Origin of the sequence: Methylobacterium sp. Leaf100, assembly GCF_001422845.1 — a bacterium.
Lineage (GTDB): Bacteria > Pseudomonadota > Alphaproteobacteria > Rhizobiales > Beijerinckiaceae > Methylobacterium.
Genome location: NZ_LMMW01000045.1, coordinates 1 through 17,962, shown reverse-complemented (window position 1 = coordinate 17,962; position 17,962 = coordinate 1). Strand labels below are relative to the sequence as shown.

Sequence of the window (17,962 nt, the reverse complement as noted above, 5' to 3'; positions counted from 1 at the left end):
CGTCCTCAATTCCGGCCGATGCGCCGGGCTTGTGCCGCATCGTACCACCATAGGGCGGGTGCGCCGAGGTCGTAGGCCGGGCCCTTGGCCGGGCGGCCGTAGACGTCCCACAGGGCGAGGCGGTGGTCGGCCTTGTACCACATCGGCACCCAGTAGCGTCCGGCGCGCAGGGTCCGGTCGAGGGTGCGGCAGGCGGTGACGAGTTCGGCCCGGGTTGCCGCATTGGCCACCCGGTCGATGAGTCGGTCGACGGCCGGGCTGGCGATCCCCGCGAGGTTGTTGGAACCCGGCGTGGCCGCACTCCCCGATCCGTAGGCCTCCCGCAGCTCGGCGCCGGGCGTCATGCCGCTGGCGTAGCGCCGGGAGGTCACGTCGAAATCGAAATCCTTGAGACGGGACTGGTACTGCGAGGCATCGACCACCCGCATGCGCGCCTTGAACCCGATGAGGCCGAGATTGCGGATGAACGGGTGCGTCACCGGCTCGAACACCGGATCGCTGTCGAGGAACTCGAGTTCCAGGGGCCTGCCGCTGGGCAGGCGCACGACACCGCCGTCGCGGGTGCAGCCGGCCTCGCGCAGCAGGGCCACGGCGCGGCTGAGATTGGCCCGGTCCTGGCCCGATCCGTCGGATTCCGGTGGGCTCCAGGCTTCGCCGAACACCTCTGCCGGAAGATCGGCGCGCAGGGGATCGAGCAGGGCGAGTTCGGCCGCATCGGGGGTGCCGGTGGCCTTCAGGTCGGAATTCTCGAAGAACGAGGCCGTGCGGATGTAGGCCCCATAGAACAGGTTCTTGTTCGACCAGGCGAAGTCGAAGCACAGGCCGACGGCCTCCCGCACGCGGGGGTCGCGAAACGCCTCCCGGCGGGTGTTGAGGAACCAGCCCTGCGTCCCGGAGGGACGCGCATCGGGCACGATCTCCTTGCGCACCCGGCCCTCCGTCACGGCGGGGAAGTCGTAGAGCGTCGCCCAGACCCGGGACGTGAACTCCTCACGGAAGGTGAAAGCGCCGCTCTTGAACGCCTCGAACGCCACCTGCCGATCGCGGAAATACTCGTACCGGATGGCGTCGAAATTGTTCTGGCCGACATTCACCGGCAGATCGACGGCCCAGTAATCGGCCACGCGCTGCAACTCGATGAATCGGCCCGGCTCCAGGCGCCCGACCTGATACGGACCGGAGCCCAGCGGCGTCTCCAGGGTCGAGGCCTCGAAGTCGCGGTGCTGGTAATACGCCGCCGAGAACACCGGCAGGCCCGCCACGAACAGGGGCAGGTCGCGGCTGCGGCCGGGCACGAAGCGCACCACCACGGTATCGTCGCCGTCGGCCGTCGCCTCGCTCATGTCCCGGAGCATCTGGGCGATACCGGGATGACCCTTGGCCTTGAGGATCATCAGGGAGAAGGCGACGTCGCGGGCTGTGAGCCGGGTGCCGTCGTGGAACCGCGCCTGGGGCCGCAGGGCGAAACGGTAGGTCAGCCCGTCCTCGGAGACCTCGACGGATCGGGCCAGCAATCCATAGAGGGCGTCGGGCTCGTCGAGCGCCCGCACCATCAGGGAATCGAAAGTGAGGTTCATGCCGGCGGCGCCATCGCCGCGCAGGACGTAGATGTTGAGGGTGTTGAAGGTGTCGCTCGCCTGGTTGCCCAGGGTCGAGGCGAGCTGGGCCGAGAAGCGGCCGCCGCGCGGCGCCTCCGGGTTCACGTAATCGAAATTCTTGAACGCGGCCGGGTATTTCAGTTCGCCGAAGCTCGACAGACCGTGGCGCGCCGCCCCTTGCGCCCGGCCGGATCCGGGCAGGACGCAAGCACCCGCGACCGCCCCGGCACCAAGGACGAGGGTGCGCCGGCTCGGGCCCCTCAACGCGGCGCCCCGGTCTTGGCGGCCAGGGCCTCGTCGTACCACCAGGTGGTCGGAAAACCCGAGCTGCCGTAGGTCGGCAGGACCTTGGGCCAGGCGAAGCGGTTCCAGCGGATCGTCCGTGAGACGTTGGAGGCCCATTGCGGCACCACGTAATCGTGGGCGAGCAGCACCCGGTCGAGGGCGTGGGTGGCGGCCAGCACGCCCGGCCGGTCCTTTGCGTAGATCACCCGGTCGATGAGGGCGTCGATGCCCGCATCCTTGATGCCGATGAGGTTGCGCGAGCCTTCCTTGCCGGCGGCGGCCGAACCCCAGTACTCGCGTTGCTCGTTGCCGGGCGAGAGGGATTCCGGCCACGACGACGTGGTGATGTCGAAGTCGAAGGCGCGCAGTCGGTTCTGGTACTGCGCCTGGTCGATGACCCGCAGGTTGCTCTGGATCCCGATGAGCTTGAGCTGGGCCGCGAAGGGCAGCACCACGCGCTCGAACACGCTCTGGAACTCGAGGAACTCGACGGTCAGCGGCTCGCCCGTCTTGGCGTCGACCATCTGGCCGCCGCGCAGTTCGTAGCCGGCCTCCTTGAGGAGGCGCACGGCCTCGCGAAGGTTGGCGCGCACGGAATCCGGCGTGCCTGCCACGGGGTTGGTGTAGGGGGTGGTGAAGACGGAGGCCGGGACCTTGTCGCGCACGCTCTCCAGGATCGTCAGTTCCTCGCCCTGCGGCAGGCCGGAGGACGCCAGTTCCGAGCCGTAGAAATACGAGTCGATGCGCTTGTAGAGGCCGAAGAACAGCGACCGGTTCATCTCCTCGAAGTTCATGGCGAGGTTGAAGGCCCGGCGCACGCGCGGATCGGCGAACTTGGCGCGCCGCGTGTTGAAGGCGAAAGCCTGCATGTTGCCGTTGCCGCGATCCGGGAACTCCTCCTTGACGAGGCGGCCGTCCTTCACGGCCGGGAAATCGTCGTAGGCGGTGGCCCAGTTGCGGGCGATGTTCTCGGCGCGGAAGTCGTAGAGGTCGCCCTTCAGGGCTTCGATCTGCACGGTGGCATCGCGAAAGTACTCGAACCGCATGGTGCCGAAATTGTTGCGCCCGGCGTTCACGGGCAGATCCTTGCCCCAGTAATCGGCCACGCGCTCGTAGGTGGCGCTGCGGCCCGGCTCGAACTTCGCGAGCCGATAAGGGCCGGACCCCAGCGGTATCTCCAGGGTCGTCTGCGTCACGTCGCGGGCTCTGCCCTGCGTGTCCGTTCCCGTCCACCAGTGCTTCGGCAGGACGCGCAGCTGCCCGATCACCTGGGGCAGTTCGCGGTTGCCGGCTTCGGCGAAGCTGAACGTCACCTCGCGCGGTCCCGTGACCTCGGCCTTGGTGACGTTGTGGTAGTAGGCCGCGAGCGAGGGGCTGTTCTCCTTCTGCACGGTGAAGGACCACACCACGTCCTCGGGGGTGATCGGCCAGCCGTCGTGCCAGCGCGCGCCCTCGCGCAGGCGATAGGTCACGGCGGAGAGGTCGTCGGCCAGCCTGAGCCCCTCGGCGAGGAGTCCGTAGGACGAGAACGGCTCGTCGGCCGATTCCGTCGTCAGGGTATCGTAGAGCTGGGCGATGCCGTTCTCGAGGTCGCCCTTGCGGCCTGCCACGACGATGTTGAAGTTGTCGAAGCCGCCCTGCGCCCCAAGGCGCACGAGGCCGCCCTTGGGCGCGGCCGGGTCGGCGTAGTCGAAATGCTTGAAGTCGGCCGGGTACTTCGGCTCGCCCATGAGGGTGACGGCGTGGCGCCAGTCGCCCGACGGCGCATTGGCGACCGGCATGCCGGCGACGGGATCGGCAGAGGCCGAAGTGATGGCGCAGAGCGTCATGGCGCAGACCGACACGGCGGCGGCGAAACAACGTCCGATCAGGGCTTGTCGCATCACGATGGGGCGCTCTTTCCGATTTCGACGGCATCCTCGCGGGCCGTCCGCACGACGACCGCAAGGGCCGTTCTAGGACGGACGGAGGGGACACGCCAAGCGGCCCCATTCGCGCAGGACGAAGGGTCCGCATGCGCGCGGGACGCCGGACGCGTCCTGGCGCGGGCGTCGTCGCGGGCCTTCAAACGAAAAAAGGCCGGGACTGAGCCCGGCCTTCACGATCGTGACAGTGCTGGCGCGACCTACTCGGCCGGCTTCTCAGCGGGAGCCGGAGGCGCGGGCGGAGTGGGCGGCTTCTCGGGCGCCGCCGGGGGGGCAGGCGGCGCTTCGGCCGGGGGAGCAGGAGGAGCGGGCGGCTTCTCGGCCGGAGCTGCGGCCGGGGCCGGCTTGGCCTCCGCCGGCTTATCCGCCGGCTTGGCAGCGTCAGGCTTGGCAGCGTCAGGCTTGGCTTCGGCGGGCTTCGCCGCATCGGGCTTGGCTTCCGCCGGCTTGGCCTCGGCCTTCTTCTCCGCCGCCGGCAGGGGCGCCGGGGTATCGGCGAGGGTACGCAGATACGCGATGACGTCGGCGCGCTCGGCGGGCGAGGTGATGCCGGCGAACGCCATCTTGGTGCCGGCGGCGTAGCCCTTCGGGCTCGTCAGGAAGTGGTCGAGATCGTCGTAGGTCCAGGCGCCGCCCTTCTCCTTGAGGGCGGCCGAATACTCGAACCCGCTCTCATGGGCCTTCTGGCGCTCGACGACGCCCCAGAGGTGCGGGCCGACCTTGTTGGGGCCGCCCTTGTCGAAGCTGTGGCACGAGGCGCACTTCTTGGCCGCCGACTGGCCCTTGTCGGCGCTGGCGCTGGCGAGCCGGATCGGCAGGGGCTCGGCCTTCGCCTCGGGGGCACCACCGGCGGCCTTCGCCTGGGGCTCCGGCAGGGCGTAGCCCGCGGCCCCGGCGGGCTTGGGGTGATAGATCAGCTCGGCGACGAACCCGGACCCTACGGCGAACAGGAGTGCGCCGAGCGCAGCACCCGCGACCTTGTTCAGCTCGAAAGAGTCCATTCTCGACAACTCCGATGCGTCCGGCTGGGCGCGCTTACGGGCGGGTCCGGACACGGGGATGTGTCGGACTTTGGAAACAGTCGAGGGTGCTTAGCCGCTGGAGCCCGATCTTGACAATGGCGCGCGGCGACGCCGCGTAGTCGCAGAGGCCGATCCGTCACCGGTGTGGCCCCCGGGGATCGCCCCCGGTGCATGACAACACCCCACCCCGCTGGTAAGCGACGGGCTTCGAACGCGCCGGGAACGGACGTTTTCGAAGTCAGAGATCCTCGGCAGCCAGCCGAAGCGATGGGCGAAAAGAATGTCCGATCCCCTCGTGCTCATCCCCGCCCGCCTCGCCGCGACCCGCCTTCCGGACAAACCGCTCCTGGATCTCTGCGGCGCGCCGATGATCGTCCACGTCTGGCGCCGGGCCGTCGAGGCCGGAATCGGCCCCGTGGTGGTGGCGACCGATACCACGGCCATCCGCGACGTGATCGAGGCGGAGGGGGGCATCGCGGTGATGACCCGAGCCGACCACCCCACGGGCTCGGACCGCCTCGCCGAGGCCCTGGAGATCATCGATCCGCAGGGCAACCACACCATCGTCGTCAACGTCCAGGGCGACCTGCCGACCATCGATCCCGCCATCATCGGTGCCGCGATCCTGCCGCTCGCCGACAAGGCCGTCGACATCGCCACCCTGTGCGCCGTGATCACCGACGCGGCGGAGCGCGACGATCCAAACGTGGTCAAACTCGTCGGCCATCCCGTCGGCGAGAACCGCCTGCGCGCGCTCTATTTCACCCGGGCGCGGGCGCCGTGGGGGGAGGGGCCGCATTACCACCACATCGGCCTCTACGCGTATCGCCGCCGGGCGCTGGCGCGTTTCATGGCCCTGCCGCCCGGCACCCTCGAAACCCGCGAGAAGCTGGAGCAGCTGCGCGCCCTGGAAGCCGGCCTGCGCATCGACGCCATGATCGTCGACGACCTGCCTCTCGGCGTCGATACCCCCGCCGACCTGGAGCGGGCGCGCGCCGTCCTCTCGGCCCGGCGCCTGAACTGAACCGTTGGACGCGAAAAGATTCCGATGCCCCACCGCACCATCTCATACCAGGGCGAGCCCGGCGCCAACTCGCACATCCTCTGCGCCCAGGCCTACCCGGACTGGACGCCGCTGCCGTGCCCGACCTTCGAGGACGCCTTCGCGGCGGTGAACGAGGGCCGGGCCGCCCGGGCGATGATCCCCATCGAGAACTCCATCGCGGGCCGGGTCGCCGACATCCACCACCTCATCCCGACGGCGCGCCTCCACATCGTCGCCGAGCACTTCCTGCCGATCCACTTCCAACTGATGGTGCTGCCGGGGACCGAGGTGGGGACGCTCAGATCCGTCCACAGCCACGTCCATGCGCTCGGCCAGTGCCGCAAGATCATCCGGCGCCTCGGGCTCCGCGCCGTGGTGGCGGGCGACACGGCGGGCGCCGCCCGTGAGGTGGCGGAGGCCCGCGACCCGAGCCGGGGTGCCCTGGCGCCGGCGCTGGCCGCCGAAGTCTACGGCCTCGAGATCGTCGCCCGCGATGTCGAGGACGAGAGCCACAACACCACCCGCTTCGTGGTGTTCGCCCCCGAGGCCGAGCCCCTCGCGGCGGAGGCCGGTCCGGCGGTGACGAGCTTCATCTTCCGGGTGCGCAACATCCCGGCCGCCCTCTACAAGGCACTCGGGGGCTTCGCCACCAACGGCGTCAACATGTCGAAGCTCGAGAGCTACATGGTCGAGGGCCAGTTCTCGGCGACCCAGTTCTACGCCGAGGTCGACGGCCACCCCGACGAGCCCGGCCTCGCCCGGGCCCTTGAAGAACTTGCCTACTTCTCGCGAGAAGTGCGGATCATCGGCACCTATCCGGCCGATCCCTATCGCGAGGTCAGCCGCCTGGCGGCGGAATAGGGCCTTGAGCGAACGCGACGCAGCGAGCCGGATCGTGAGCGGGATGCCCGAGACTGACGACACGACCCCCTGCCTGTTCGAAATCCATCATGGATCGACCGTGCTTCGGGTCGCGGACGATTGGAGCGGGCACGTTCTGATCGAGCGGATCTACAACGGCCTGCGCGAAGCGCGGCGATCCCGCGACGTCGGGCATACGGTCCCGACGGCACCGACGCCCGGCAGCGAGGCCGAGAACCTCACGGTCGAGGCCGCCCTGTTCCACGGCTTCCGGCCGATCGACGGCACCGCGGATTATCGCGCGAGCGCGCAGCAGATCGTCGCCCTGGTGCATGCGGCGCGGCAGCAGGGTCGGATGGATGTGCTGCAGACAAGGGAACCGAACGACTGATCCGACCCGACAGGGTCGGGTCAGGCCCTAGCCGCCCCGGCTCGCGCTGCTCAGCCCCGCGGTCCGACAGATGTCCTTGGCGGGTTCGTTGAGGATGGTCTGAGCCGCCGGCACATCGCGCTCGGCATCGGCCATGCGCGCCTGGATCGGCGAAGCCGCGGGGGCCGCAGCGGCGTACGCCATGGCGGTGGTGGGCATGCTCGGGCCCGTGGGTGCCGGGGCGCCCGGCTTGCGCTTCTCGTAGAACGCGTTGCCGCCGGCCACCGCCACGTAATGCATGTTGTTGTAGGGGAAGCGCAGGCCAGCCGTGTGGAAATGCATGGCCCGGCCGACCTTGGGGTGGCGCTGCCCGGCCAGCACCGCGTCGGTCACGTCGGCGACGCGCTGGAGATCCTTGGCCTCCATCGACTTGGTGAGCACGCCCGGGGCGAATTGCCGGGGCTGACCGACCACCGAGCAGATGCCGCTGCCCTGAGGCGCCGACTGCACCCGGTTCATCACCACGGTGCCGACGGCCAGGAGGCCGTCGCGGTCGCTGCGGTTCGATTCGAAGTACATGGCGCGCCCGAGGCAGTCGCGCTCCTCGTCCGTGGCGGCGACCGGCTGGGCCATGGCGAGGCTGCCCGTGTTCTGGCCCGGGATCAGGGTGGAACTGCAGGCCGCGAGGGCGGGAATCACCAGGATCAAGCCGAGGAGAGAACCCGTTTTCGTCGCCCACGAACCCTGCATGCCGTCTCGCTCCATCGTGATTTCCGTCGCCGGGGCGCAGGCCCCTGACGATCCGCGACGGCCAGGCTTGGCCGCCATTCGGGTCTTTTTCGGGCAGGACCCGGACTCAGGCGGCTTTTGGACGGGCCGCGTTCGCCATCGCCGGGGACTGTGCCGTATCGGCCTCACCCGCGACCACGACGGGGGCGGGGACGGCGGGGAATTCGAGGACGCGCAGGAGTGGGGCGGGGGTCGCATCCGCCGAAACCGCGGGCTTCGACGCGATCTCGCCGGCCTCGGTCTCAGCCGCCACGATCTCGGACTGAGGCACGGGCGCCGGGCGCGATTGGGCGAACAGGGCCGCCCCCGCCTTGGGTCCGGCAGCCTTGATTAGGGTGGCCTCGCCGCAGGTGCCGGCCATGCGCTGACCGAGGTCGAGGAGGCGTTCGCGCTCGACGCAATAGGCCGCCACCCGGGCGCGGGCATATTCGGGCATGCCGGCGATGAGCGCATCGAGCTCCGCCCCACGCGCCCGATACAGGGTCGTGATGAGTTCGACGGGGATCGGGTACTTCGCCAGGGTCGGCGTGGTCGGCCGGAGGGGAGAGGCTGCCATCGCGGGTCTCGTCACTGTGCGGAAGCATCAGTTCGGCCCGGTTTGGTTAACGGGGGGTTACCGGGCCGGGCGGCTATTCCCGCTTAATCAGCCGGTCGACCACGAGATCCGACCAGAACCCCGGCCGAAACTCCCGCTTCAGGGCCTCCGGGTCGTAGACCGTCTCGACCCAGGTGAGGAAGTCGAGGCCGCGGGCCTCGCCCTCGCGCAGGTAGAGGTCGAAGAACGCATCGAGGATGCCGGTCTTGGCGAAGCGGAAATGGCCGTAGCGGGCCGAGAGCTGGCCCATGGCCTCCGCGACGGGCCGGCCCTCGTGCAGGATGAGGTAGAGCACCGCCCCCATGCCGGCCCGGTCGGCGCCCGACTTGCAGTGCATCATCGCCGGATATTCGACGCCGGCGAAGAAATCCTTGGCGGCCAGGATCGTCTCGCGGGACGGCGCCTCGCGCGAGCGCAGGACGAACTCCACGAGGGTCAGGCCCTCGCGGGCACAGGCCTCGCGCTGGAGCGGCCAGGACCCGTGCTCGCGCCCGCCGCGCAGGGAAATCACCGTGCGGACGCCCTGGCGCTTGAACCAGGCGAGCTGGTGCGGCGTCGGCTGGGCCGAGCGCCAAAGCTTGCCCTGTCCCACCCGGTGCCGGTTGAGGTAGGCCAACCGGAACACGCCGTGATCGACGAGGAGCATGTTGGCCCACGCCTTCGCCCGCGAGACCGGCCCGGCGATGGGCTTCTCGAACCGGGCGATGCGCGCCATGCGCCGCGCGTAGCGGGTCTCGGGCTTGAGGAAGCGCTTGAACACGGGGCGGGGAACGTCGCGGCTCTACGGGGGAGGAGCCCCGGCATCTAACAGGCGCGCCCTGGCCCGGCAAACGGCGGGCCCCTCGGGACAAACGAGGTCGGCGCGACCCGGCATCGCCCTTGCCTTGTGTTCGCCCGGATCGTCATCTCCGATACCGATGCCTGATCGATCGATTTCGAGCGCGGGGACCCGTCATGAGCACGAGCACCACCAGCATTCGCCGCGCCCGCCCCACCGACGCCGACCGCCTGTCGGACGTGTTCGACGAAACCTGGCGCGAGGCCTATCGGGGCATCATCCCGGGTGTTTCCCTCGAGCGCATGATCGCCCGGCGCAGCGCGCAATGGTGGCTCGGCGCGGCCCAGCGCCGGCGTCCCCTCGTGGTGGTGGAGACCCGCGAGGGTGTGGTCGGCTACGCGGTCTACGGGCAGGCCAGGGGCCGGGGTCTCGGCACCGCGGGCGAGATCGACGAACTCTACATCCTGCCCGAGCATCAGGGGCTCGGCCTCGGCCGGCGGCTGTTTCGGGCCGTGCGCAACGACATGATGGATCACGGCCTCCACACCCTCGGGGTCTGGGCCCTTGCGGGCAACGACCGGGCGGAGGCGTTCTACCTCGGCCTCGGCGCCACGATCGTCGGGGACGCCAGCGACAGCATCGCCGGCTCGGTGCTGCCCAAGGTCGGCTACCGCTTCGCCTGAGGCCGGCTCGCCGAATCGTCATGGCCTCCCCATCTCATCCCTGTGGCCGACTGGCCGAGGGGAGAGCCGATGACCGCCAGCGGACACGAGACCGTCACCGCGAAGGACTGGGACGACCGGGTCGCGCGCCTGACGGAGAAGCTGCCCACGCGCCTGGGGGAGGCCCTCGATTGGCTGCGCGAGCCGTCGCGGCGCATCGTCCGGATCATCGCCGCTCTTCTGTTCATCCTCGGCGGTGTGTTCTCGATCCTGCCGGTACTCGGCCTGTGGATGCTGCCCGTCGGCCTCGCGCTGCTCAGCGAGGACATTCCCGGACTCAAGGTTCCCCTGGAGCGCAGCGCACGCTGGATCGTGGCGACGTGGGCGCGGGTGAGGGCGTCCTTCCGGCGCTAAGCCCGCGCGCCCGGGCGGAGGCGTGATAATCCCCGCCAAACGTAGCCGGGCGACCGGGCCGGAGATTTCCTTGAGGCGGCAACGGCTTTAAGAGACGCCCGGAGAGGCCTCTGCGGCCCGAAGTGCACGGGAGAAACAGCCCATGATCATCGACAATGTCTCGATCGGCAAGAACGCGCCCGATGATGTGAACGTCATCATCGAGGTTCCCATCGGCGGCGACCCGATCAAGTACGAGATGGACAAGGAATCGGGCGCCCTCGTGGTCGATCGTTTCCTCTACACGGCGATGCATTACCCGGGCAATTACGGCTTCATCCCGCACACACTCTCGGGTGACGGCGATCCGTGCGACGTGCTCGTCGCCAACACGCGCGCCATCGCGCCGGGCGCCGTCATGAGCGTGCGCCCCGTCGGCGTGCTGGTGATGGAGGACAATGCCGGCGAGGACGAGAAGATCATCGCCGTGCCGTCGCGTCACCTCACCATGCGGTACGACCGCGTGGAAAATTACACCGACTTGCCCGACATCACGATCCATCAGATCCAGCACTTCTTCGAGCACTACAAGGATCTGGAGCCCGGCAAGTGGGTCAAGATCGTGCGCTGGGGCGACAAGGCCGAGGCCCACCGCCTCATCCACGAAGGCATCGCGCGCGCGAAGGCCAACAAGGACAAGTAGGACCCGTTGCGCGGGCGGCCTAGAGCGCCTGCCCGCGCAAAAGTTTCGGCAGGGTGCCGCGTACCGCGGCGGCTTGCCCAATGAACAGGCGCTTGAGGCCCGGCAGGCGATCGACGAGGCCGAGGCCGAGATCGCGCGCCAGGCGCACCGGCAGGGCGTCCGTGGAGAACAGGCGGTTGAGCCCGTCCGTCATCGCCCCCATGGCGAGGGTCTCGAACCGGCGTTCGCGCTCGTAGGTCTGCAGCACGTCGGGGGCGCCGGGATCGAGGCCGAGCCGCAGGGCGTCGGTGACGGCCTGCGCCAGGGAGGCCGCCCCCGCGAGCCCGAGGTTCAGCCCCTGTCCCGCGATGGGGTGGATGACGTGGGCCGCGTCGCCGAGCAGCGCCATCCTGTCGGCCCGGAAGCGGCGGGCGATCCCGAAGGCGAGGGGGTGCGCGCTCGGGCCGGCCTCCAGCACGATCCGGCCGAGGCCGTGGCCGAACCGGCGTTCGATCTCCACCAAAGTCTCGTCGGGTCCGCCACCGAGAAGAGCCGGCACGTCCGCCGCCCGCTCGGTCCAGACGATGGACGAGCGGTGCCCCAATGCGCCGCCCTCGACGAGGGGCAGGATCGCAAACGGGCCGCTCGGCAGGAAATGCTCGTAGGCCCGGCCCCCATGGGGACGCTCATGCCCGATGGTCGCGACGATGCCCGATTGCGGATAGGACCAGCCGACCCAGCCGATGCCGGCCCCTTCGCGCAGGCGCGAGCGCGCTCCGTCCGCCGCCACGAGGAGGCTCGCGGTCTCGGCTCGTCCATCGGTGCGATGGAGTTCGGTGGCCTCGGGCCCCGGATCGGCGGACGCGATCCCGACGGGATCGAGGACCACCCCCGCCGCCGCGCAGGCCGCCAGCAGCGCGGCGACCAGGGGTTCGGCCTCGACCATATGGGCGAAGGGCTCGCCCGCCACCGCATCCTGGGGGGAAGGCTCCTGAGCGAAGGTGAGGAAGACCGGTCGCACCGGGTCGGTGAGGCGGCTGTCGCTCACCACCATGTCGCGGATCGGCTCGGCCGCCGCGGACACGGCCTCCCAGATCCCGAGTTGGGCGAACATCCGTCGCCCCCCCGCCGCCACGGCGAAGGCCCGGCCGCGGTGTCGCGCCGCGCCGGACGCCAGGGCCGGATCGCAGACGGTGACGGCGAGCGCCGGGCCGTGCGCCCGCTTCAACGCAAGGGCGAGGCTCAGCCCCGGGATTCCGGCCCCGGCCACCACCACCCTGCGCTGCCCCGATCCCGTCATCTCGCGTCCCCGTCCCGATCCGCCCGGAGTGCCACTCCCCGGGGTCGAGGGCAACGCGCGGGCCGCCTCCGCGGCAGCGGCATCGTCGCCGGCCGCATGGATCGCGCCCCCCAAGCTTGCTATGGCGGCGGCATTGTCCGTTCCACCACCGGGGGTCCCCATGGCCGGCATCGTCGCCGAACTCCTCGACATCCTCGATCTCGCCCCCCTGGGACAGGACCGCTTCCGGGGCGAGAGTCTGCAGACCGGCTGGTTCCGGGTGTTCGGCGGGCAGGTGGTGGCCCAGGCCCTGGTGGCGGCCTCCCGCACGGTGCCGGAGACGCGCCCGCCGCATTCCCTGCACGCGTATTTCCTGCTCGGCGGAGATCCGAAGGCGCCCATCGACTACGCCGTCGAGCGCATCCGCGACGGGCGCAGCTTCGCGACCCGCCGGGTGGTGGCGAGCCAGCACGAGCGGGCGATCTTCGCCATGTCGGTCTCCTATCACGACGCGGAGGAGGGCGCCGTCCACCAGGCGACGATGCCCGACGTGCCGCCCCCCGAAGAGGTGGCCGAGGCGCCGGCCGCCGCCGCGCAGGCGGCCCGCGAGGGCGCGGCGATTCCGGCGCCGATCCTGTCATATTTCGGGCGCCGCCGCCCCATCGAGCTGCGCCCCGTGGAGATCGAGCGCTACCTCAGGCGGGCGCCGCGCGACCCGCGCTTCCACGTCTGGATGCGCGCCGTCGACCGGCTGCCCGACGATCCCGCCATCCACCGGGCGGTGCTGGCCTACGCCTCCGACATGACGCTGCTCGATGCCACCCTGATCCCGCACGGGCAGACGGTGTTCGACGGCGAGATCCAGTCGGCGAGCCTCGACCATGCCCTGTGGCTGCATCGCCCGTTCCGCGCCGACGAGTGGCTGCTCTACGCCCAGGACAGTCCGAGCGCCGGGGGAGCGCGCGGCTTCGCCCGGGGGCAGATCTTTTCCCGGGACGGCACCCTCGTGGCGTCCGTTGCCCAGGAAGGCATGATTCGGCCGCGACGCGCCGAAGGCTGACTGCACGCGGCGGCGCGGCGCCGATGTCCAGGCATCTCGCGAGGTGCCCGGACACCTCTCAATCTGCCTATCGATGCGCCATAATGCTTGCGAACAGCGCAAACTTGGCGGGAATTTCGCCCGTATCCAGGGCACGGCACGGACAGTTTCTAAGCAGATAGGGCCGAACGCGAAAAGTTCCCGTTGGCATAGTCCTTGAATAACGAAGGGCGAGCGTCTGGGTCAGTCCGATCCACGCCGAACATCCGGACCCGTCGGGTCGCGACGCGAGAGCGCGCCGGCCGGGCAACCAATCGGGACAAGGGGGCGCCGCCCATGAAGATCGTGATGGCTATCATCAAGCCGTTCAAGCTGGAGGAGGTCCGGGACGCCTTGACCGGCATCGGCGTGCACGGACTCACCGTCACCGAGGTGAAGGGTTACGGCCGCCAGAAGGGCCACACCGAGATCTACCGCGGCGCCGAATACGCCGTGAGCTTCCTGCCCAAGCTGAAGATCGAGGTGGCGGTGGCCTCCGACCTCACCGGCAGCGTCATCGACGCCATCGCGGCCGCCGCCCGCACGGGCCAGATCGGCGACGGCAAGATCTTCGTTCTTCCCCTCGAGAAGGCCGTCCGCATCCGCACCGGCGAGACCGACGTCGACGCCCTCTGAGGCAGCCCCTCGCAGTCCACAGCCGTACTTCGGGTCCGCGCGCCGGCCCCCGGGAGAGTCGGGCCGCCCGCCGGTCCCCGCCCCACGATCGTCCCCCTTCAGCATCGCACAGTGACCGGGAGTCCTGTTTCCATGAAACTTCGCAATGCCCTGGCGCTCGGAATGGGAGGCGCCGCCCTGGCGCTCCTGTTCATCGAGCCATCCCTCGCGCAGTCGCCGACCACGGAGGCCGCACCGGCCGCCGCAGTGGCCGCGCCCGTCCCGAACAAGGGCGACACCGCCTGGATGCTGATCTCCAGCGCCCTCGTGCTGCTGATGGTCGTGCCGGGCCTGGCCCTGTTCTACGGCGGCCTCGTGCGCACGAAGAACATGCTCTCGGTGCTGACGCAGGTCTTCGCCATCGCGTGCATTTCCTCGCTTCTGTTCGTGATCTTCGGCTACAGCCTCGCCTTCACCAACGGCGGCGGCCTGAACGACTTCGTCGGCGGGTTCTCGAAGGCCTTCCTGAAGGGCATCGACGCCAACTCCACCGTCGCAACCTTTTCGAACGGCGTCGTGATCCCCGAGTACGTCTACATCTGCTTCCAGATGACGTTCGCGATGATCACCCCGGCCCTCATCGTCGGCGCCTTCGCCGAGCGGATGAAGTTCTCGGCGCTCGTCGTGTTCATGATCCTCTGGACCACCCTCATCTACTTCCCGATGGCCCACATGGTCTGGTATTGGGGCGGCCCGGACGCCGTCGGCAACGCCGCCAAGGCGCTGGCCGCCGCCACCGACGACGCCTCGAAGGCGACCGCACAGGCGGCCCTCGACGCGGTGAACGCCGATGCCGGCCTGCTGTTCAAGTGGGGCGCCCTCGACTTCGCAGGCGGCACCGTGGTGCACATCAACGCGGGCATCGCCGGCTTCGTCGGCTGCCTCATGCTCGGCAAGCGCATCGGCTACGGCCGTGACCTGCTCGCTCCGCACTCCCTGACCATGACCGCCATCGGCGCCTCGCTGCTCTGGGTCGGCTGGTTCGGCTTCAACGCCGGCTCGAACCTCGAGTCCAACGGCACCGCCGCCATGGCGATGCTCAACACCTTCGTGGCCACCGCCGCCGCCGCCCTCTCCTGGCTGTTCGTGGAGTGGATGCTGAAGGGCAAGCCCTCCCTGCTGGGCATGCTGTCGGGTGCCATCGCGGGCCTCGTCGCCGTCACCCCGGCCGCCGGCTTCGCCGGTCCCATGGGTTCGATCGTGCTGGGCCTCGTCGCGGGCGCCGTATGCTTCATCATGTGCTCCACGGTGAAGAACGCGCTCGGCTACGACGATTCCCTCGACGTCTTCGGCGTGCACTGCATCGGCGGCATCCTCGGCGCCGTGGCGACCGGCATCCTGGTCAACCCGGATTTCGGCGGCGTCGGCCTGCCGGACTACGCCTCGAAGCCCGGTGAACTCGCGGTGGGCACCTACGAGACGGCGGCGGCCCTGATGAGCCAGCTCAAGGCCGTCGGCTTCACCATCCTGTGGTCCGGCATCGGCTCCGCCATCCTGTACAAGCTCGTCGATCTCACCATCGGCCTGCGCGTCACCCAGGACGAGGAGCGCGAAGGCCTCGACATCGCCGATCACGGCGAGCGCGCCTACAACTACTAGGATCGATCCCAGGGCCGACTTCCGGGGCGGCCCGAGGCAACACGAAAGAAGGCCCCGGATCGCACGATCCGGGGCCTTCTTTCGTCTGCACGTCATCTTGGACACCCGTCGCATTCGGGAGCTCAGGAGCACACTTAAACCCCCGTTAACCGCGCGGGCGTTAGCGTTACCGGATCGTTTCCCCATCGCGTCTGGTTCCGAATGCGCTCGCTTCGCCGTTCCGCATCGCCCTACGACACGTTCGTCGACAGCTTTCGGCCGTTCCTGGCCAAGCGGATGACGGAGTTGGGCGGTCTCATCCTGTTTGCCGGCGCGACGGCCCTGACCGTCGCCCTGGCGACGTGGTCCATCGACGACCCGAGCCTGAACCACGCCACCGACCACGCCGCCCACAACGTGCTCGGCACCAGCGGGGCGGTGATGTCCGACCTCGCCATGCAGCTCCTCGGCCTCGGCTCCCTGGCCTTCGTCCTGCCGCCGGCCCTGTGGGGGGTGCAGCTCATGCGCTCCCGTGCCCTGCCGCGCGGGGGCCTGCGCATCACCCTGTGGATCATCGGCTTCTTCTCCGCGAGCGCGGTGGCCAGCGCCCTGCCGTCCACGGCGCGCTGGCCCCTGCCCACCGGGCTCGGCGGCGTCACCGGCGATGCCCTGATCCACGCGGCCCGCACCATCGTGGGCATCGTCGCCTCGCCGGCCGCGGCGTTGGTGGGCTTCCTCTTCGCCGCCATCGCCATCCTGAGCCTGACCGGTGCCTGCCGGGTGGGCGAGATCCCGGAGGAGGAGGACGAGCCGCTGCATCCCGTGCGGCCGCCCGCCCGCGCCCGCAACGACGACCGCTACGAGGACGACGAACCGAGCCTCGGAGTCGTGTCCCTCGGCGCCCTGGCGCAGATGCTCATGGGTGGCCGCGCCGCCCTGGCCTCGCGTGTCGAGACCTGGCGCGAGGGCCGCGCCGCGCAGGCGGTTGTCGCCCATGACGGCGCCTCGCCGGCCCTGGCGGCACGGCGCGCCTTCTCCGACGACGACACCCCCTGGGAGGCACCCAGCCCGCGCGATCCGCGCCGCGAACCGGTGTTCGACACCGAAGCTGCGCCCGCGCCCATACGACGGGCCGCTCCCGTGCTGCACGACGACGAGCCCGACGATGGCGGCGAGGAGCCGGTCTTCGCGCAAGATCCCCAGCCCGCGCCCCCGGATGCGCGCTCGCGCGTCGCCGCGCCGCCGTCGCCCCCCGTGCCCCAGCGGCGTCCGGCCCCGGCTCCTGTGCACAATCCGGGTTCCTACGCGGTTCCGGCGCTGGGTCTCCTGGCCGAGCCGCCCCTGGTCTCACCCTCAGCCCAGGTGTCCTCGGAAGCCCTCGAGCAGAACGCGACCCTGCTCGAAGCCACCCTGAGCGATTTCGGCGTGCGTGGCGACATCCTGGCCGTGCGCCCCGGCCCCGTCGTGACCCTCTACGAATTGGAGCCCGCGCCCGGCACCAAGTCGAGCCGCGTGATCTCGCTGGCCGACGACATCGCCCGGTCCATGTCCGCCGTCTCGGCCCGCGTCGCCGTGGTGCCCGGCCGGAACGCCATCGGCATCGAGCTACCCAATGCGCGGCGCGAGACCGTGTACCTTCGCGAGCTCCTGGCCTCCGTCGATTTCGCCGAGACGAAGCAGAGCCTTGCCCTGTGCCTCGGCAAGAACATCGGCGGCGAGCCGATCATCGCCGATCTCGCCCGGATGCCGCACCTGCTGGTGGCCGGCACCACCGGCTCCGGCAAGTCGGTGGCCATCAACACCATGATCCTCAGCCTGCTCTACCGGATGACCCCGGAGCAGTGCCGCCTGATCATGGTCGATCCGAAGATGCTCGAACTGTCGGTCTACGACGGCATCCCGCACCTGCTCTCGCCCGTGGTCACGGACCCGAAGAAGGCGGTCATCGCCCTCAAATGGGCCGTGCGCGAGATGGAGGAGCGCTACAAGAAGATGTCCAAGNCACCTGCTCTCGCCCGTGGTCACGGACCCGAAGAAGGCGGTCATCGCCCTCAAATGGGCCGTGCGCGAGATGGAGGAGCGCTACAAGAAGATGTCCAAGGTCGGTGTGCGCAACATCGACGGGTTCAACGCCCGACTCGCCGAGGCGCGGGGGCGCGGCGAGATCCTGACTCGGACCGTGCAGACCGGTTTCGACCGCGAGACCGGCGAGGCCGTCTACGAGAACGAGGAGATGGACCTCACCCCGCTGCCCTACATCGTCATCGTCGTCGACGAGATGGCCGACCTGATGATGGTGGCGGGGAAAGACATCGAGGGTGCGATCCAGCGCCTCGCCCAGATGGCA

At 69.8% G+C, this 17,962-nt stretch carries 17 protein-coding genes and 1 pseudogene; 11 read left to right on the top strand and 7 right to left on the bottom strand.

Annotated elements, in window-relative coordinates; translation table 11 throughout:
- Window positions 1–5 precede the first annotated feature (5 nt).
- The 3 genes from ASF25_RS16120 to ASF25_RS16110 all read right to left on the bottom strand — a co-directional run bounded on the left by ASF25_RS16120 (window position 6) and on the right by ASF25_RS16110 (window position 4,809).
- A complete protein-coding gene (locus tag ASF25_RS16120; protein WP_056305875.1) occupies window positions 6–1,862 on the bottom strand; it encodes an extracellular solute-binding protein in 1,857 nt (618 codons plus the stop codon).
- On the bottom strand, window positions 1,859–3,766 hold the full coding sequence (locus ASF25_RS16115) for an extracellular solute-binding protein (RefSeq protein ID WP_056305874.1): 1,908 nt from the start codon (window positions 3,764–3,766) through the stop codon (window positions 1,859–1,861). The genes ASF25_RS16120 and ASF25_RS16115 overlap by 4 nt, the downstream gene beginning before the upstream one ends.
- Window positions 3,767–4,008: 242 nt before the next feature.
- The gene (locus tag ASF25_RS16110) at window positions 4,009–4,809 is read right to left on the bottom strand and encodes a cytochrome c family protein (protein ID WP_056305872.1); all 801 of its coding nucleotides are present in this window, start codon (window positions 4,807–4,809) and stop codon (window positions 4,009–4,011) included.
- Between the two features lie 301 nt (window positions 4,810–5,110).
- Here ASF25_RS16110 and ASF25_RS16105 point away from each other — a divergent pair, with 301 nt between their 5' ends.
- The 3 genes from ASF25_RS16105 to ASF25_RS16095 are packed head-to-tail and all read left to right on the top strand — an operon-like array spanning window position 5,111 to window position 7,127.
- Window positions 5,111–5,854 carry a 3-deoxy-manno-octulosonate cytidylyltransferase gene (locus tag ASF25_RS16105; protein ID WP_056173705.1) on the top strand — a complete coding sequence of 248 codons (744 nt, stop codon included), beginning with the start codon at window positions 5,111–5,113 and terminating at the stop codon, window positions 5,852–5,854.
- Between the two features lie 24 nt (window positions 5,855–5,878).
- Window positions 5,879–6,736 (top strand): prephenate dehydratase, encoded by an 858-nt coding sequence (locus ASF25_RS16100; protein WP_056262044.1) that lies wholly within the window; start codon window positions 5,879–5,881, stop codon window positions 6,734–6,736.
- 4 nt (window positions 6,737–6,740) lie between these two features.
- Window positions 6,741–7,127: a hypothetical protein gene (locus ASF25_RS16095; protein ID WP_156369039.1), complete on the top strand. Its 387-nt coding sequence runs from the start codon at window positions 6,741–6,743 to the stop codon at window positions 7,125–7,127.
- Between the two features lie 27 nt (window positions 7,128–7,154).
- Here the strand turns inward: ASF25_RS16095 and ASF25_RS16090 are convergent, their stop codons facing one another.
- The 3 genes from ASF25_RS16090 to ASF25_RS16080 all read right to left on the bottom strand — a co-directional run bounded on the left by ASF25_RS16090 (window position 7,155) and on the right by ASF25_RS16080 (window position 9,250).
- Window positions 7,155–7,871 carry a cell wall hydrolase gene (locus ASF25_RS16090; RefSeq protein WP_244473062.1) on the bottom strand — a complete coding sequence of 239 codons (717 nt, stop codon included), beginning with the start codon at window positions 7,869–7,871 and terminating at the stop codon, window positions 7,155–7,157.
- Between the two features lie 91 nt (window positions 7,872–7,962).
- Window positions 7,963–8,451: a hypothetical protein gene (locus tag ASF25_RS23745; protein ID WP_244473061.1), complete on the bottom strand. Its 489-nt coding sequence runs from the start codon at window positions 8,449–8,451 to the stop codon at window positions 7,963–7,965.
- A 73-nt stretch (window positions 8,452–8,524) separates the two neighbouring features.
- Window positions 8,525–9,250: a tyrosine-protein phosphatase gene (locus tag ASF25_RS16080; RefSeq protein WP_056305869.1), complete on the bottom strand. Its 726-nt coding sequence runs from the start codon at window positions 9,248–9,250 to the stop codon at window positions 8,525–8,527.
- A gap of 194 nt (window positions 9,251–9,444) precedes the next feature.
- Here ASF25_RS16080 and ASF25_RS16075 point away from each other — a divergent pair, with 194 nt between their 5' ends.
- From ASF25_RS16075 to ppa, 3 genes are all read left to right on the top strand, one after another.
- Entirely contained in the window at window positions 9,445–9,951 is a 507-nt protein-coding gene (locus tag ASF25_RS16075; protein WP_056305867.1) for a GNAT family N-acetyltransferase, read from the top strand.
- Window positions 9,952–10,020: 69 nt separating this feature from the next.
- Window positions 10,021–10,344 carry a DUF2892 domain-containing protein gene (locus ASF25_RS16070; protein WP_056173718.1) on the top strand — a complete coding sequence of 108 codons (324 nt, stop codon included), beginning with the start codon at window positions 10,021–10,023 and terminating at the stop codon, window positions 10,342–10,344.
- A gap of 142 nt (window positions 10,345–10,486) precedes the next feature.
- Window positions 10,487–11,026, top strand: a complete 540-nt coding sequence (gene ppa / locus ASF25_RS16065; RefSeq protein WP_056173721.1) for an inorganic diphosphatase — start codon at window positions 10,487–10,489, stop codon at window positions 11,024–11,026.
- Window positions 11,027–11,045: 19 nt separating this feature from the next.
- Here the strand turns inward: ppa and ASF25_RS16060 are convergent, their stop codons facing one another.
- Window positions 11,046–12,305 carry an FAD-dependent monooxygenase gene (locus ASF25_RS16060; protein WP_056305865.1) on the bottom strand — a complete coding sequence of 420 codons (1,260 nt, stop codon included), beginning with the start codon at window positions 12,303–12,305 and terminating at the stop codon, window positions 11,046–11,048.
- 160 nt (window positions 12,306–12,465) lie between these two features.
- Here ASF25_RS16060 and tesB point away from each other — a divergent pair, with 160 nt between their 5' ends.
- The 5 genes and pseudogenes from tesB to ASF25_RS23740 all read left to right on the top strand — a co-directional run.
- Window positions 12,466–13,344: an acyl-CoA thioesterase II gene (tesB, locus tag ASF25_RS16055; RefSeq protein ID WP_056305863.1), complete on the top strand. Its 879-nt coding sequence runs from the start codon at window positions 12,466–12,468 to the stop codon at window positions 13,342–13,344.
- A 315-nt stretch (window positions 13,345–13,659) separates the two neighbouring features.
- Window positions 13,660–13,998 carry a P-II family nitrogen regulator gene (locus tag ASF25_RS16050; RefSeq protein ID WP_056094106.1) on the top strand — a complete coding sequence of 113 codons (339 nt, stop codon included), beginning with the start codon at window positions 13,660–13,662 and terminating at the stop codon, window positions 13,996–13,998.
- A gap of 132 nt (window positions 13,999–14,130) precedes the next feature.
- Window positions 14,131–15,636 (top strand): ammonium transporter, encoded by a 1,506-nt coding sequence (locus ASF25_RS16045; RefSeq protein WP_056173726.1) that lies wholly within the window; start codon window positions 14,131–14,133, stop codon window positions 15,634–15,636.
- Window positions 15,637–15,837: 201 nt separating this feature from the next.
- Window positions 15,838–17,616, top strand: a pseudogene (locus ASF25_RS16040) (DNA translocase FtsK 4TM domain-containing protein); the annotation flags it as partial.
- A gap of 1 nt (window position 17,617) precedes the next feature.
- Window positions 17,618–17,962: FtsK/SpoIIIE domain-containing protein (locus ASF25_RS23740; RefSeq protein WP_280137352.1), on the top strand; the 345-nt coding region annotated here is incomplete at both ends.

Excerpts from the sequence above, each read along its gene's own strand:
- ASF25_RS16075 (WP_056305867.1), top strand. The coding sequence starts at position 9,445 with ATGAGCACGAGCACCACCAGCATTCGCCGCGCCCGCCCCACCGACGCC.
- ASF25_RS16105 (WP_056173705.1), top strand. The coding sequence starts at position 5,111 with ATGTCCGATCCCCTCGTGCTCATCCCCGCCCGCCTCGCCGCGACCCGC.
- ASF25_RS16100 (WP_056262044.1), top strand. The coding sequence starts at position 5,879 with ATGCCCCACCGCACCATCTCATACCAGGGCGAGCCCGGCGCCAACTCG.
- ASF25_RS23745 (WP_244473061.1), bottom strand. The coding sequence starts at position 8,451 with ATGGCAGCCTCTCCCCTCCGGCCGACCACGCCGACCCTGGCGAAGTAC.
- ASF25_RS16110 (WP_056305872.1), bottom strand. The coding sequence starts at position 4,809 with ATGGACTCTTTCGAGCTGAACAAGGTCGCGGGTGCTGCGCTCGGCGCA.
- ASF25_RS16090 (WP_244473062.1), bottom strand. The coding sequence starts at position 7,871 with ATGGAGCGAGACGGCATGCAGGGTTCGTGGGCGACGAAAACGGGTTCT.
- ppa (WP_056173721.1), top strand. The coding sequence starts at position 10,487 with ATGATCATCGACAATGTCTCGATCGGCAAGAACGCGCCCGATGATGTG.
- ASF25_RS16050 (WP_056094106.1), top strand. The coding sequence starts at position 13,660 with ATGAAGATCGTGATGGCTATCATCAAGCCGTTCAAGCTGGAGGAGGTC.
- ASF25_RS16045 (WP_056173726.1), top strand. The coding sequence starts at position 14,131 with ATGAAACTTCGCAATGCCCTGGCGCTCGGAATGGGAGGCGCCGCCCTG.
- ASF25_RS16060 (WP_056305865.1), bottom strand. The coding sequence starts at position 12,305 with ATGACGGGATCGGGGCAGCGCAGGGTGGTGGTGGCCGGGGCCGGAATC.
- ASF25_RS16115 (WP_056305874.1), bottom strand. The coding sequence starts at position 3,766 with ATGCGACAAGCCCTGATCGGACGTTGTTTCGCCGCCGCCGTGTCGGTC.
- ASF25_RS16070 (WP_056173718.1), top strand. The coding sequence starts at position 10,021 with ATGACCGCCAGCGGACACGAGACCGTCACCGCGAAGGACTGGGACGAC.
- tesB (WP_056305863.1), top strand. The coding sequence starts at position 12,466 with ATGGCCGGCATCGTCGCCGAACTCCTCGACATCCTCGATCTCGCCCCC.